Raw genomic sequence first — 15,571 nt, forward strand, 5'->3', positions numbered from 1 at the left:
TATACTAGTTACGTGTTAAAGCCAATTGTGCTTTTTCAAAATAGCATCATCAAAGACAACCATGGTCCACACAGGATCAAAATCGATACTAGTAATTTCAGGTAACGCATCTGGTTCAGGTTCATCCATGGCAATGATGCGAATCGTTTTATGATTGAAACTTAAAATTAGGTCTGACAGAAAAGGAATTCCATCAATTTTCTTTGTTAAAAACTCAATATCCGTAATTTTTTGACCAATAAATTCTTTCCATGCATTTGACGTAGAGACATCAATTCCTTTTGAATGACTATCAGGTGTATAAAGTCCAGATCGTATTAAAAAATCAATTCCTTCTTGTTCTCTTGAATTAATAGCATCTCTGGCATCTTCATAATACAAATGATAGCAATATTCCGCTGTGGGATCATCTTCTAGCCAAACCCAGTTAATCCATTGTTCATTAGAAAGTCGAATGCATATAGCTGTATCAACTAAATGAAATCCGTTGTATTCATGCGGACGATCTTGGTAGTCGGCAATAACATATTGGACTTGTTCAATAGTTTGCCCAACGATCGCTTTCTTTTTCCGATCCACAGATAAAGCAGTTTCTTGATGAATTGAAATTGCATTTTCGAAATTTGATATTGCCATAATTTTTTTAAAACAGCATTAGTATTTAGTCATGAGAATTGGGTGTTGAGAAGTTTTAAAAAGAACAAATCAACACTTCTAGAAGCTAATGTAACGTGAGTTCGACTTAAAAAACCTTTATTTTACTTGTAATTTACTGAAAAATAAACACTTGTCAGTTCGAGCGCAGTCGAGAACAGCTAAGAATTGATATTTTCAAAGGAATCTCGACTGCGCTCGATTTGACATTAAGTGTAATGTATTAACAATAAAGTACATAGCATAATATTTATATCGAACTCACGTTAATGTAAATAATTAAAAGCCAGCAGCTAAAGGCTAGAAGTTAACAACTAATTCATCAAATCTTCAATTTCATCTGCTTCAATAGGAATATTGCGCATCAAATTAAACGGTTCGCCAGTTTCTTGAATGACAACATCGTCTTCCAAACGGATTCCGAAACCTTCATCTGGCAAGTAAATTCCTGGTTCTACCGTAAATACCATATTTGCTGTCATCGGTTCAGTTAAAATTCCATAATCGTGCGTGTCCAATCCGATATGGTGTGAAGTTCCATGCATGAAGTATTTTTTATACGCTGGCCAATCTGGATCTTCATTTTGTATATCCGCTTTGTCAAGCAATCCTAAACCTAGCAATTCCGACGTCATAATTTTTCCAACTTCTACGTGATATTGTGTCCAATCAGTTCCTGGAACGAGCATTTTTGTAGCTTCATTTTTTACACGATTTACGGCATTGTATACTGCTTTTTGACGCTCGGTAAAACGACCAGAAACAGGAACGGCACGCGTCATATCACTTGCGTAATTGGCGTATTCGGCTCCGACATCCATTAAAATAACGTCACCAGCCTTGCACTGCTGATTGTTCTCAATATAGTGCAATACATTTGCGTTATTTCCAGAAGCTATAATCGGCGTGTACGCGAATTTTTTTGAGCGATTTCGTAAAAAATCGTGGATGAATTCTGCTTCAATTTCATATTCCCAAACGCCAGGTTTTACAAAACCTAAAATTCTACGAAATCCTTTTTCCGTAATATCACACGCTTTTTGCATCAAGTCCAATTCAATAGGATCTTTTACAGAGCGCAAACGCTGTAAAATCGGATTGCTTTTTGCCACACTGTGCGCAGGATATTTGTCTTTCAGCCATTTCGTAAAACGATCTTCGCGGGTTTCTGTTTCTACATTGGCGCGGTAATGTTCGTTGGTGTTGATATATACAGTATCACATTGCGTCATGATTTCGAACATGATCTTTTCCAAATCTTGCAACCAATACACCGTTTTAATGCCTGAAGTTGCCAACGCCGCTTCTTTGGTGAGTTTTTCACCTTCCCAAATGGCAATATGTTCGTTGGTTTCTTTTAAGAATAAAATTTCACGGTGTTTCTCTTTTGGACAATCGGGAAACAATACCAAAATACTTTCCTCTTGATCGACACCGCTGAGGTAAAAAATATCTCTGTGTTGCTCAAAAGGCATGGTGCTATCGGCACTGATGGGATAAATATCATTTGAATTGAACACAGCCAAACTACTCGGTTTCATCTGTGCCATGAAGTTTTTACGATTCTTGATAAATAAGTTGCGATCTATTGGATGGTATTTCATGTTGGTCTTTTTAATGAATTCCCTCAAAAATAATCAAACAAAAAAGGAATTAAGTAGCCAAATGGCGGTTTTTTTAATGTAACAATGAATCAGTTTGAAAATGTGTCAATTTGAAGATTTGAAAATGTGCACACCTGTATTTTAATTCTTTTGCATTGTCCGTCAGGTCGAGTGAATTTGTGCAACAAATTTGTATCGAGATATGCTCTGATTTTCCGAGCTATTCTCGATACAATTTTTCTTCATGCTATTGCGAAAAATCACTCGAATTGACGGTTTGTGGTATACGTGTAAAAAATTGCAGTACTATTTACGCCCATAATTTTCTGTGAATGTTGAATAAATATACGCTAGTACTTAAATTTTTTTTAAATTCAGAATTATGAATTGGTTTTATCCATCAATAACAACACCAACTTGCTTGTTGTTTTCAAAATGCACATTGAAAAAGTAATTTGGTGTTGCTTTTTCTTGAAAAGTGAGTTCAAAACCTGTATCATTTACTGACATTCCTCTGGTGTGAAAGTGCTTTTCTAGCGAGATAAATTCCATCTCAGCATTATCAAATTGTTCTTTGAGGGCATTTTCAGCTTCGGTTTTTATGCTTGTTTCTTGCTGTAGCGCATCTAACAGTATTTGTTTTTGGTGTGAAACAATTCCGTTCGCATCACCTGCAATTAAAATTTCTATGGGAAACCCTAGAAACTCTTGATTGACTTGCCAACCAATGTCAGTTCCTCTTTTGCTAAAACTTTCAATTGCCCCAAAATCTGCGTCTGTAGTTTTTAATTTTTTACTTCCGAATAATTTCTCAAAAAATCCCATGAGTTTATGAATTAATATACAATTAACTTTCCTTTTTTAATTTTATCATTCGATCGGATATTGTATAAATACACGCCAGCACTTAAATCCCATTGTTGTGTCGGAATAGACTTGTTGGTTTGTGTAAAAATAGTGCCGATCAACTTTCCTTGAATGGTATACAATGAAAATTTGAGGTCTTCATTTTTGGTGCTTTTTACAAAAACGGCTTCATTGCTCTTTACAGGATTTGGAAAAAACGAAATCACATCCGTAGTTACTTCAGAAACACTCAATACGCTTCCCAAGTTGATATTATCTATATACAATGGCTGTCCGTAACCGTTAATATTTCTAAATTTTATTTGTACATTTTCATTGCCAATATAACTCGTTAAATCAATAGCTTCTTGGCGCCATTGTGCAGCCGTTGGAACAAAAAGTGCCGTGGTATCTGGAGCAGTTGCTAAAGTATCTCCAAATTTGCTATATACAGACGTCCATGTCATTCCGCAATCGCTAGAAACATACACTTCCAATCCATCTGAATATGCCGCAGAATATTCTGCGTACGCTACATCAAATACAAGTGTTGCGTCACTCATATTGGTATTTGCCATATTTAAAGGTGCAATGATATCGCAATAGGTTCCTTGTTGAGAAATCACATAATTATTGACAAACATCGAATTTGTGCTTTGTCCAAAACCGCCCACAGTATTTTCATACGACCAGGTGTAATTTCCTGTAGCTTCTTGTCGCCAACCATCAGGTACAAACGCTACTTCAAAATCTTCTTCTAAGTTGGTATTGCTCAACGATTCTACAAAAATTGTCATAGCGTCACTATCGGAAACACCTGCATCATTTGTAACCGTTAAGGTGACTAAGTGGTTTCCAGTTGAATTAAACGTCACTTGCGGATTTCGCAAAGAAGAAGTTGCGATGTTTGCATTTTCAAACGTCCAAGCCCATGTTGCATTGGTATGATTCAGCATGGAATAATCGTCAAAGTAAAAAATATCTCCAGCACAATTCGCGCTAAGCTTGTCTACCATAATTTTTGCCACAGGACGCGACGGAGCTTCAAACAATTGACTTTCCCAAACGCCTTTTCCATAACTTGCCAAACGTATTTTTCCATCTCTATAAAACGGACGCAAATCGTTGGCACCTACTGTTGTTGGTAAATTCGCATTATCTAACGTCCATGAAGTCATCGCATTGTTTTTATAATACACGGACATGCCTGTAGCGACATACACACCGCCATTGGTTCCTCCGATGGTCGTTAATACTTGAATATTTTGACCGTTTAATTCACTCGAAGTTTCATTCGTCCATGTAGCACCGCTATTGATACTTTTGTATACTTTATTACCGTTAGAACCACGCGGATATGCCAACCAAATGGTTTGATCGTTTTCAGAATCTAAGCTAATCAAGGCTAATGTTCCATTGCCACTTGGTAAAGAAATGGTACTTGTCGTTGCCCAATCGTCTGTAGTTTTTACGAGATAAGCATTTCCTGAATTCGGTCGTACCACAATATACATTGTATTCGTATTACTTCGCGAAATTTCAATACCTAATACTTCACTATTGGCTGGAGCCGAATATACCGCTTCAAAACTCGCGCCTGCATCTAAACTTTTAAATAATTGATTGGAATTTCCAGTGTATACATAATTGTAGCAACTTGGATGAAACTCCATTTCTGACGATTGTGCATACCAAGGCGATTCGTTCGGAGCTAATCCTAAGGAAGCATTTACGACAGCGCCACTAATGCTTGTAGGGATGAAGCGACTTCCAATATTTGTAGAATATATTTGTTCTGTTCCTGGATTTACATAGCCAGAAGCAGGTTCACCACCACCTAAATCTAAGAATGTTCCTGCGGGAAATCCTTCTGCGTAGACATCTACACCATTGTGAAACGTTCCACCAACTAATAAATCGCGATTCCAACCAGAGCCAAATCCCCAAAAATCAGTTCCGTGTACACCGTTCATTTTAAATTCAGGTTGGGTAGCAAATAAATCATTTGATTTAAAAATACCACCATCTGTCGTTGCCCAATATTCGTTGCCAAGTGCTTTGAATTCTTGCATGTCTACGTGCATCGGATTGTAATTTCCGCAGCCATAATTATAAATACAGGTAAACGTTTGTCCGCCATCGCTAGAGCGCCACATACCAATTCCGCCCACAAGCACTTGATCTGCATTTGAATTGGAAGCCATCGCAGCACAATTGTAAAATCCTTGATTGAATCCCGTAGCAGAAGTATCTGAGTTTAATAAGTTTGGATTTGCAGCAGTATACGGTGCACCATTGTACCCTCTCGGATTTGTCCATGAAATACCTGCGTTGTCACTTCGATATACACCAATAAAACCATTGTCGCCTGCTTTGGAATCGCCAATAAGAAACGCATACACTCTATTTGGATCTGCATCACTTACGGCAAGTTTTGCACCAACCACGCTTCTGTTGGCATCGGTAGACGTATACCAACCAATCGTTTGTGGCGTCCAATTGATGCCACCGTTGGTAGATTTTAAAAACTGGTGTGTATTGGTTGCATAATCACGTCTTACCGCGTATAAGGTATTTGGGTTTCCAGGTTGTGCTTTTAAATCGTAGGTTTCACTCACTACGACTTGCGACCAGGAAATTCCGCCGTCACTAGTTCTATGTACGCCTGCTTTTCCAGCAAGCATGACAATATTTGGATTGTTCGGATTGATGAATATTTCCGCAGGATTATCAATGTAGCCAAACAATGGAATGTTGCTATCAAAAACGACCGACCAAGAAGTTCCGCCATTGGTTGTTTTAAACAATTCGCTTCCCGAACCTGCATAGGCGATGTCTGGATTTGTAGGATGCACAGAAATTGCGCGTACACCAGCATTGGCAATAACTGCTTGCGGCGCCAATCGTGTGACTAAGGTTTTGGAAGCGTTTGTCCAATTGTCGCCACCATTGGTCGTTTTATACACTTCTCCTGATTCTGTTCCGCAATACAAAACCGATGGAATCGTTAAACATTGTCCAATGCTGTACACATTTGTTTGTGCACCACTCAGCACCGTTCCGCCTTCGCGATAACTTTCAAAAGGTCCCATTACGGACCAATTGCCAGATTCTAGCGTGTATTCTTGTGAGTTTTGTAATCCGCGCGCAGCTTCAATAGCTTCCAGTTTTTTGTTGTGATCGTAAAAACCTTCATTATTTAAAAACGGATCTATAGCACGACGCCATCTTTTATAATATTGTGTGTGATATGATTTTATATATTCATGAGTTTCGTAATGCTTTTTATACAAATGATCAATCGTATTTGCATTCGGATTCTCACCATACATGAGTTTTGCCCATGCAGGCGCATCTTTGTACAATTGATTTGAAATATTTGGATTTGGAGATTGTTGCGAATATCCAACGATTGCTGTTAGCAATACGAAAAGAAATACTAGTTTTTTCATAGCGCACTTAGGTGTGTGAATAATAAATAAAGTCGAGGCAAAAGTTGAGATTCTTTAGTGTATCTTTAATGAATCGGCTGTAAATGTATAAAATTCAACTATTTTTAACATGAATATTTTTAATTTATTATTTTAAACATATATAAAACAACTATGGGATTAACTACATTTGCAGCTAATCCCATAGTATTCTTGAAAAGAATTTTTCACGGTAATTTTGTATTACCTATTGCAAAAAAAAGTTTTTATTTATTCAATAATAACTCGCTTCGTGATCATTCCATTTTTGGTGATAAAGTTAAACAGATAGAATCCTTTTGGAAGGTTGAGCGATATATCAAACGCTAACACTTTTGTATTCACTTTCTCCTTTTTAATTGTTTTGACCAATGTACCATTCATTCGGTAAATATTCAATTCAACTGTAGAATCACCACTCGTATCTACTTGAATGTTCATGTTTCCTTTGTTTGGATTTGGTGTGATAACTATTGCATCTTTTTTCGGATCTCTTTCAGAACATTTAGGTGCAAAAACAGTTGTTTCAAATCGTTTGCAACTAGAATCTACCAAACCAGTTGGAGTAATGTACAATACCCAAGACGGATCACTTGCGCTAATTGGTCCTAATTGTATGTTGGTTACATTTCCTGTTCCAGAATACGCTATTTGTTGGTAATTAGGATAGCCCACTAAATCCCAAGAAATTCCATTGGTTCCAAGCACATCTACCGTAATGTAATAGAAATCATCACTTGGATCGTTTGGCGTTCCGTTGTCATTACAGTCAGAAGTAGTGATATTAGCGCTGATATTACAGGTGAAATCACACGTTTCTGGCGCAAGCACCGTGACATCTACAAAGCAATTTGGATCATTGTTTAGTTTTACCCAAAACCATTCTAGTTGGTCAGCTACAAGATAGTTATTACCAAGATTCACATTGTTTTCATCTCCATTTCCAAAGTAAATGACCATCATATTGCTGTTGAGTACCATCCAAGGTTCTCCATTTGTGTTAAATACATCTAGTGTTATGTTGTAATAATCGTCGCTTGGATCGTTTGGCGTTCCATTATCATTACAAGAACCTACGGAGGTTACGGCTTCCAGCGTACATTCATCATCCGAGCAATTTTCTGGTACATTTACGGTAATGGTGGTTGTACACGTTTCATCTTCTTTGTCAGAAATAACGATATCGACCGTAGTGCCATAATTAGAAATATTCCCCATCGTAACATTTACGGTATTTCCATAAGGAATTGATTGTGTAAGTACAGAATTTGCTACCCAAAATCCGGTATTGGTATCATTACTTACCGTAAGATCAAAAGACCAAGTATCATCACTCGGATCATTTGGCGTTCCGTTGTCATCACAAAGAATATTTGTGGCATTGGCTTCTATTTTACAGCATTCAGGATTGTCAAAAATGAAGTCATTATTTGTGCCTGGTGTGGTATTGGTGTCATTTACAATCTGTGAACCGTTGGCAATATTAAATGTAGCATTTGCTCTAAAATCATATCCTCCAGATTGTGAAGGAAAATCATTGGCAGTCACATTGAAACAAAAAGTATTTCCAGTAATGCTTGTTGGGTTTGTGAGTGTATTGACAATTACACCATTTTGCAGAATGTCTAAGGTAATGCTATTGATAGTTCCTTGTTGTCCATTTAATTGTGGTAAAGCATACGTGCCACAAACATCAAAAGGCAATTCTTGACATGGATCTAAATCGTCCAATTCAATAGCTCCTTCCGTTCCTGGATCGCAAGTTTCAATACAAATATCATCTACATACGCATATCCATAATGTCCGCCAAGTGCGCAATCGGTCATGATAAACTCTAACGTAACAACATCCCCAACATTTCCAGAGATTTCTAGTTTGGCACAAGTCCAATCTTTCCACAAAACAGGTGGCGAATTATTACAATCAGGATTTGTAGGTATAAACTGATTGAAAAAAGGATTGTTGTTGGGGTTTGATACGATACAAATTCTATCAAATTCCATTTGATTTTGATCTAAAGCACGTGCAATAAAAAAAGGATTTCGATTCGTATGCATCGGGAATTCAGATACCAATGCATAGGTAAATAAAATTTCCTGATCTCCATCTTCTTGAAGTGTTATGGTTTTAATAAGTCTATTCATTCCATAATTAGGGAAACAAGCATTATTTCCAAACGTTGGAACTGTTAGTGGTCTGGGACTGTTAATTCTTGCCGCGTACGAGCCTGAATTTACCCTACTTAATTGTCCTCCGCTCGCAGCAACAATAGGATCGTTGCCTTGTGTTACAATCATAAAATTATCAACTCCAGGATTGTTCATATTGTTAGGAGTCCAACCGTAACTTCCAGCACCATTTACAGGAATTGCATCGCATTCACCTGTCGTATATCCACCATTAGAACTAAAAGCAGAGGTTCCTGCATATAAATTAAAATTACCATACTCAAAATCACCATTTTCACACAAAGGTGCTGGTCGAGATTTGTATAATTCTTTAGTTTCAGGGTTTTCTTTAAAATATTGCAAACGCAAATATCCTTTTTTATAGGATTCAATATGCATAGTTTGCTCTTCTTTTGAAAGTTTTTCAAAAGCCAATCCGTGTTCACCTTCATTAAATATGTCAATGAACTTCTGCAACGCAGTTTCTGGTAATGGTGTATGCGTATGATCGTTTATATACGCTTCAATTTTTTGCTCGTGTTCTTGTAGTATTTTCTCTTTAGTTTGAGAAAGAACACTGTTCACATTTCCCAAACAAAACAGGAAAAGTACAATAGTAGTAAGGTGTTTCATAATTCAAATAGTTTATAAGGTTCATATATTTCAATCAGGCATGTTTAGATGAAGCCTGTTTTTGAATAATTTTTAATTATGAAAACAAAACAAAGGGTAAACTTGGCGCGTGTCAATTGAAGCACCTTGCAATTCAGTGAATTAAAGCTATAATTCAGTGAATTGTAAGAAAGTTTTGCGGTGAACTATTGAGATACAGATGTTTATTGTAGTTTTTTATACTTTTTCACGAACGTTGCAAAGCGGATACTATACAATGATTTATAAACTATTTTTACGAATGCGACTCATGTGTCGCGACGAAATTCCCAAGAAAGATGCCAAATAATGCAAGGGAACTTCTTTCAATAATTTAGGCTCATTGGCAAGCAATTTTTTATAGCGTTCTTCAGGAGTTAAGGTGAGTAAATCAATACGGTAATCGTCAATTCGGTAAATTTGATTTTCTATTAAATTATAATAAAAACGATGAAACGCTTCGTTGGTTTCTAGTAACTTTTGAAAATTAAGTTGGTCAATCACAAACAAATCACAATCGCTAATTGCTTTGATGTTTTTCCGAGATGGAATTTGATGCATAAAGCTTTTCAATGCCGCTGTGGCAGAATTTTTCAATGCGAGATAGGTGGTTTTTTCTTCGCCATCGACCATAATATTATGTTGTAAAATGCCGCTTTCAATAAAGCAGAAATACGGACAAATCTTGCCTTCTGCCACAAACAGCGTGTTCTTTTGTAAATGCAAATGTTGAAACGCTTCTAAAATTGCAGGAATTTGAATATCCAAAGATTCATCATCAATGAAAGTTTTCAAATAGAATTCAAAATTAGTGGTAGAAACGTTCATAAATTACAAAATAATAGGAAGCCAAAATACGAACTATTTCACTTGAAAATGAATTTACTGTTAAAATAGTATTGAGATATTAGTATTGAGTATTGAGATGTTTTCTAAGATCACTCAATTATGAGTAAGAATGTAAAAGACTTTCACAAAAACGTTTCCAACAAATACAGCTTCTTGAATTTTAATCAAAAAAAGTACACATCTGTAAATTTTGATCGTACTATTGTTAAAAAAGTGTTCTAAATTTTGCCGAGTTTGCAACATTCCGTATTTTCCATGACTAAATAAAACCATCCATGAAACCTAAAATCTTACTCCTTATTTGTTCATTTCTTAGTGTGCAAATTGGCTTCGCACAAAGCAATCCAACTTCGGCAGCAACTGTGCAAGAAGCGTTACAACAAAAAGCGAAACTCACGCAAAATTCCACAGTTAAAAACATCGAATTCACCAACATTGGTCCTACAATTATGAGCGGACGTGTGGTCGATTTAGACGTGAATCCAAACAACACCACCGAATTTTATGTTGCCTACGCTTCTGGCGGATTGTGGTATACAAATAACAACGGAACTACGTTTGAACCTGTGTTAGACAGTTCGCCAACGCAAAATATTGGCGATATTGCGGTCGATTGGAACTCCAAAACCATTTGGGTAGGAACAGGAGAAAACAACTCTTCGCGTTCGTCGTATGCAGGTATCGGAATTCTTAAAAGTTCCGACAACGGAAAGAACTGGCAAAACATGGGATTGTTAGATTCACATCATATCAGTCGCATCGTCATCAACCCGAACAATGCTGATGAATTGATTGTGGCTGTGTTAGGACATTTATATTCGCCAAATGCAGAACGTGGCATTTTCAAAACGACGGATGGCGGAAAAAGTTGGACAAAAACACTTTTTATAAACAACGATACCGGAATTGTCGATTTGGCAGTTTCGCCAAACAATTTCAACATACAATATGCTTCTTCGTGGGAACGCGATCGAAAAGCGTGGAATTTTGTGGGGAATGGAAGCAATTCCGCAATATATAAAAGTACAGATGCTGGAAACACTTGGAAAAAGATATCAGAAAAATCAGGCTTCCCAACAGGCGATGGCGTCGGACGAATTGGATTGGCTGTATACGATGATGAAACCGTATATGCGTTTCACGACAGTCAATTTAGACGTGAAAAGAAAGAAAAAAAGAAAAGCGATTCCAAAGCATTGACGAAAGACGATTTTAAAACGATGTCTTCTTCCGCATTTTTAGCATTGAGCGATAAAGAATTAAACACCTATTTAAAAACAAACGGTTTTCAAGAAAAATACAGAGCCGAAAACGTAAAGCAACTCGTAAGAACAGGAACAATCAGACCGGTAGATTTGGCGAAATATTTAGAAAATGCCAATTCATTATTATTTGATACACCTGTAATTGGCGCACAAGTTTTCAAAACAACTGATGGTGGAACATCGTGGAACAAAACACACGAAGATTACTTAGATGATGTGGTGTATTCGTACGGGTATTACTTCGGAATGATTCGCGTAAGCCCAAAAAATCCAAATCAAATATACATTGCAGGAGTTCCAATTTTGCGTTCGCAAGATGGTGGAAAAACATTCAAATCGATCAACGGACAAAACGTACACGTAGATCATCATGCACTTTGGGTAAATCCGAACAATCCCAATCATTTGATCAATGGAAATGATGGTGGCGTCAATATTTCATACAATAATGGCGACAATTGGATCAAGTGCAATACGCCAGCCGTAGGACAGTTTTATGCGATTTACGCAGACGAACAAACGCCGTACAAAGTGTATGGAGGATTGCAAGACAATGGTGTTTGGGTTGGACCAAATGACTACAAAGCTTCGGTAAAATGGCATGAAGAAGGACAATATCCGTATGAAAGAATTATGGGTGGCGACGGAATGCAAGTGCAAGTTGACAAGCGAAATCCAAACATTGTATACACAGGATATCAGTTTGGAAACTACTTCAGAATTAATCGTGAAACTGGGAAAAGACAATACATTCAGCCGAAACATGAATTGGGAGAATCGCCATACAGATTCAACTGGCAAACGCCGATTCATCTGTCGGTTCACAATCAAGATATCTTATATTTAGGAGGAAACAAATTGCACAGATCGCTCAACAAAGGTGATGAATGGGAAGCAATTTCGGACGATGTAACTCAAGGCGGTAAAAAAGGAAATGTAGCGTATGGAACGTTGACAAGCATTTCAGAATCACCTTTTCAATTTGGGTTGATTTATGTGGGAAGTGATGACGGATTGGTACATATCACTAAAAACGGCGGCGGTGATTGGCAGAAGATTTCCAACAGCTTTCCACAAGATTTATGGGTTTCACGCGTGATTGCTTCTGCACACAAAAAAGAACGTGTCTACGTTGCGCTAAACGGATATCGATGGGATAATTTCAAGACATATCTTTATAAATCGGATGATTACGGACAGACGTGGTCAAGCATCGCAGTTGGGATTCCAACTTCACCTGTCAATGTCATTAAGGAAGATCCAATCAATGAAAACGTGTTGTATGTTGGAACTGATAACGGCGCGTATGCTTCATTAAACATGGGCGAAACATGGCATCCTTTTGTAAACGGATTGCCAAATGTTGCGGTGCATGATATTGTGGTGCAAAAACAAGCCAAAGATTTACTAATTGGAACTCACGGACGTTCTATTTACAAAGCAAATATTGGTGTATTGCAAGAAGTTAATGCAGCGATTGCATCCAAAGAAATTCATGTGTTTGACACAAAAAATATACGTTCTCGCTCATCTTGGGGAACTACGTGGAGCAAATGGCTGGATGCTTACGTTCCTTCGGCGGAAATCTATTTTCACACCAAAAAAGCAGGTGATGTTACTGTAAAAGTCATTGCGGAAAATGGTGTCGTGATGAACGAAGGGAAACTCAATGCGGATGCAGGTTTCAATACTTGGAAGTACGATGTGAGTGTGACGGAAAAAGCACGTAAAAAATACTTAAAAAAGAAGGAAGATGCATCTATTCCAAAAAAGAAAAACGGCGCGTATTACTTGCCAAAAGGAACCTATACAATTGAAGTTTCTGGAAAAGACGGAAAAGATACAACGGAGTTGGTAATTGAATAGTTTATGAGTTTAAAGGTTGAGAAGTTTAGTGTAAGTCAAATTATTTGATACTCAACTTACTATTGCAAAAAACAATACATGCATATTTCAAGCGCACTTGTGTAGAATTTTTTCTACTCAAGTGCGCTTATTTTGTGCTCAAGAGTAAAAATTATTTTCTTCTTGAGTAAAATGGGTATAGTCTGCAAGTTTCTTTAAACACTTGTGGTATACTACAAACAGATTGCCGTGTTGCAAACTCCTCGCAAGGACGTTTCTAACAAGGTTGCCGAGCTACGTCTAGGCACCCACATGAAACAACGCATCACCTTGATTCACCACTGCTTGATTGTTAATACAAAACACAAACCCAGAATAGGGCGCTTTAATTTCTTTACAGTAATTCGCAAAAGTATCTGTGACAAAACCAAGAATTTCTTCTTTTTCAATAGAACTCCCATTCAACACTTGTGGCACAAACATACCAGCGGTTGGGGCGCGTAACCATTTGCGTTCGGTGAGATATTCGCTTTCCTCGCGTTCAATAAGCATGGGATCAATTTTGTCAATCATGTTGAGGTATTTCATGACATTCAAAATTCCTTGAATCCCTTCTTTAATCGCATATTCGTCAAAACGCATACTTTCGCCACCTTCATACACAATAATCGGAATCTTCATTTCGTATGCCGTTTTTCTGAACGACTTATCAATCAAAGAAGTTGAAAAGTAAAAAGGTGCGTTAAACACGTTGGCTAAGGCTTCACTTTCTTTAAAATCTGCTGTAAAACGTATTTGTGGATGATTGTGTCGTTGTGCGCCGCCAGTATGCAAATCAATGCCAAAATCGACGTGTGGAAGCACTTCTTGTGTTACATGATAGGCAATTCTCGCGGCAAGCGAACCCTTTTTCATTCCAGGAAAACTACGGTTTACATCTTTGCCATCGGGCACTTGTCGTGAAAAATGGATAAACCCAAAAATATTGAGCAATGGCAGTACAATTACTGCGCCAGTTTTAACCTTATAACAACCTTCAAACAGCATTCTGCGGATGATTTCTACACCGTTAATTTCATCGCCATGCAAACCACCTTGTACCAACAAGGTCGGACCAGGTTTTTCAGCATTAAATACATACACAGGAATATCAATCAAGGTTCCAGTAGGCAAACGATCAATGGGAATTTGAATCCATTTGGCTTCACCAGGTTGTACAGCTTCACCATGAATAGTTATGGTTTTATTTTCTGAATTTTCGAGCATTCTTTTCAACATATTTAATGATCTCACCAGCCACATTCACTTTCGTATGTGCTTCAATGCCTTCCAATCCAGCAGACGAATTGGCTTCAATCACCAACGGTCCACGATTAGAACGAATAATATCCACACCACAAACAGGCAATCCTAGTACTTTGGCGGTATGAATCGCAATTTTCTTTTCGTAATTTGTCAAGTTTACAGATTCCATAGAACCGCCACGATGCACATTGCTTCTAAAATCTTCATCGCCACTACTGCGCATCATCGAAGCCACAATTTTATTTCCCACAATATACACACGAATATCTTGTCCGTTGGCTTCCTCAATAAACTCCTGCATAATAATATTCACGTTCATATTGTATAGCGATTCAATAATAGATTTTGCCGATTTCTTACTGTCCGCAATCATAACGCCCAATCCTTGCGTTCCTTCTTGCAATTTTATAATAATAGGCGCGCCACCGAGTAATTCAATATGTTCTTTAATGTTTGAGGTGTCTTTGGCAAACAAGGTTTTCGGAATCGGAATGTGTTTTCTTGCCAAAATTTGCATGGTGCGCAACTTATTTCTCGAACGAATAATTCCGAGCGATTTTGCCGTAGTAAACGTTCCATTCATTTCAAATTGTTTCACAATCGCTGCACCGTGTCGTGTGACCGAAGTTCCAATACGAGGAATAATAGCATGGGCGCCAGATGTAATGTTTTCAGAACCAAAATAAATCTGTGGTTTTGCACCTTCTCCAAGCATGACGGCGCATTTTGTGTGATCAATAACTCTCACATTATGTCCTTTTTTGGCGGCTTCATGATACAATCTATTCGTAGAATAAATTCGAGCGCTAATAGAAAGAATATAAATATTCATCGCAGAAGAAATCAAGATAAGATTTTCTAAAAATAAGTAAACTTTCTTAGTTTAAAAGGATTGCGTGCTAAAAAACAGTAA

The 15,571-nt window shown here is 37.4% G+C and carries 9 protein-coding genes; 1 reads left to right on the forward strand and 8 read right to left on the reverse strand.

The window, feature by feature from the left end:
• Nucleotides 1–15 precede the first annotated feature (15 nt).
• The 6 genes from KORDIASMS9_RS07500 to KORDIASMS9_RS07525 form a co-directional block, all read right to left on the reverse strand.
• A complete protein-coding gene (locus KORDIASMS9_RS07500) occupies nucleotides 16–636 on the reverse strand; it encodes a hypothetical protein (protein WP_114902255.1) in 621 nt (206 codons plus the stop codon).
• A gap of 332 nt (nucleotides 637–968) precedes the next feature.
• The gene (locus tag KORDIASMS9_RS07505; RefSeq protein WP_114902256.1) at nucleotides 969–2,258 is read right to left on the reverse strand and encodes an aminopeptidase P family protein; all 1,290 of its coding nucleotides are present in this window, start codon (nucleotides 2,256–2,258) and stop codon (nucleotides 969–971) included.
• 393 nt (nucleotides 2,259–2,651) lie between these two features.
• Nucleotides 2,652–3,083, reverse strand: a complete 432-nt coding sequence (locus KORDIASMS9_RS07510; RefSeq protein ID WP_114902257.1) for a hypothetical protein — start codon at nucleotides 3,081–3,083, stop codon at nucleotides 2,652–2,654.
• Nucleotides 3,084–3,094: 11 nt separating this feature from the next.
• On the reverse strand, nucleotides 3,095–6,556 hold the full coding sequence (locus KORDIASMS9_RS07515) for a T9SS type A sorting domain-containing protein (RefSeq protein WP_114902258.1): 3,462 nt from the start codon (nucleotides 6,554–6,556) through the stop codon (nucleotides 3,095–3,097).
• 249 nt (nucleotides 6,557–6,805) lie between these two features.
• On the reverse strand, nucleotides 6,806–9,376 hold the full coding sequence (locus KORDIASMS9_RS07520; RefSeq protein WP_114902259.1) for a T9SS type A sorting domain-containing protein: 2,571 nt from the start codon (nucleotides 9,374–9,376) through the stop codon (nucleotides 6,806–6,808).
• Between the two features lie 261 nt (nucleotides 9,377–9,637).
• Nucleotides 9,638–10,189 (reverse strand): Crp/Fnr family transcriptional regulator, encoded by a 552-nt coding sequence (locus tag KORDIASMS9_RS07525; protein WP_240321151.1) that lies wholly within the window; start codon nucleotides 10,187–10,189, stop codon nucleotides 9,638–9,640.
• Between the two features lie 329 nt (nucleotides 10,190–10,518).
• Between KORDIASMS9_RS07525 and KORDIASMS9_RS07535 the strand changes: the two genes are divergently transcribed.
• Nucleotides 10,519–13,374, forward strand: coding sequence for a glycosyl hydrolase (locus KORDIASMS9_RS07535; RefSeq protein ID WP_114902262.1), 2,856 nt, complete (start codon nucleotides 10,519–10,521; stop codon nucleotides 13,372–13,374).
• Nucleotides 13,375–13,653: 279 nt separating this feature from the next.
• Here KORDIASMS9_RS07535 and KORDIASMS9_RS07540 read toward each other — a convergent pair whose 3' ends face one another.
• Together KORDIASMS9_RS07540 and KORDIASMS9_RS07545 are read right to left on the reverse strand one after the other, a co-directional pair.
• Nucleotides 13,654–14,619 carry a succinylglutamate desuccinylase/aspartoacylase family protein gene (locus tag KORDIASMS9_RS07540; protein ID WP_114902263.1) on the reverse strand — a complete coding sequence of 322 codons (966 nt, stop codon included), beginning with the start codon at nucleotides 14,617–14,619 and terminating at the stop codon, nucleotides 13,654–13,656.
• Complete coding sequence (locus KORDIASMS9_RS07545; protein WP_114902264.1) at nucleotides 14,597–15,490, reverse strand: RimK family alpha-L-glutamate ligase; 894 nt, start codon at nucleotides 15,488–15,490, stop codon at nucleotides 14,597–14,599. The genes KORDIASMS9_RS07540 and KORDIASMS9_RS07545 overlap by 23 nt, the downstream gene beginning before the upstream one ends.
• Between the last annotated feature and the right edge of the window lie 81 nt (nucleotides 15,491–15,571).

It is taken from the genome of Kordia sp. SMS9 (genome assembly GCF_003352465.1).
Classification (GTDB): Bacteria; Bacteroidota; Bacteroidia; order Flavobacteriales; family Flavobacteriaceae; genus Kordia.

Coding starts and splice junctions, on each gene's coding strand:
- KORDIASMS9_RS07535 (WP_114902262.1), top strand. CDS start 10,519: ATGAAACCTAAAATCTTACTCCTTATTTGTTCATTTCTTAGTGTGCAA.
- KORDIASMS9_RS07505 (WP_114902256.1), bottom strand. CDS start 2,258: ATGAAATACCATCCAATAGATCGCAACTTATTTATCAAGAATCGTAAA.
- KORDIASMS9_RS07500 (WP_114902255.1), bottom strand. CDS start 636: ATGGCAATATCAAATTTCGAAAATGCAATTTCAATTCATCAAGAAACT.
- KORDIASMS9_RS07515 (WP_114902258.1), bottom strand. CDS start 6,556: ATGAAAAAACTAGTATTTCTTTTCGTATTGCTAACAGCAATCGTTGGA.
- KORDIASMS9_RS07540 (WP_114902263.1), bottom strand. CDS start 14,619: ATGCTCGAAAATTCAGAAAATAAAACCATAACTATTCATGGTGAAGCT.
- KORDIASMS9_RS07545 (WP_114902264.1), bottom strand. CDS start 15,490: ATGAATATTTATATTCTTTCTATTAGCGCTCGAATTTATTCTACGAAT.
- KORDIASMS9_RS07520 (WP_114902259.1), bottom strand. CDS start 9,376: ATGAAACACCTTACTACTATTGTACTTTTCCTGTTTTGTTTGGGAAAT.
- KORDIASMS9_RS07510 (WP_114902257.1), bottom strand. CDS start 3,083: ATGGGATTTTTTGAGAAATTATTCGGAAGTAAAAAATTAAAAACTACA.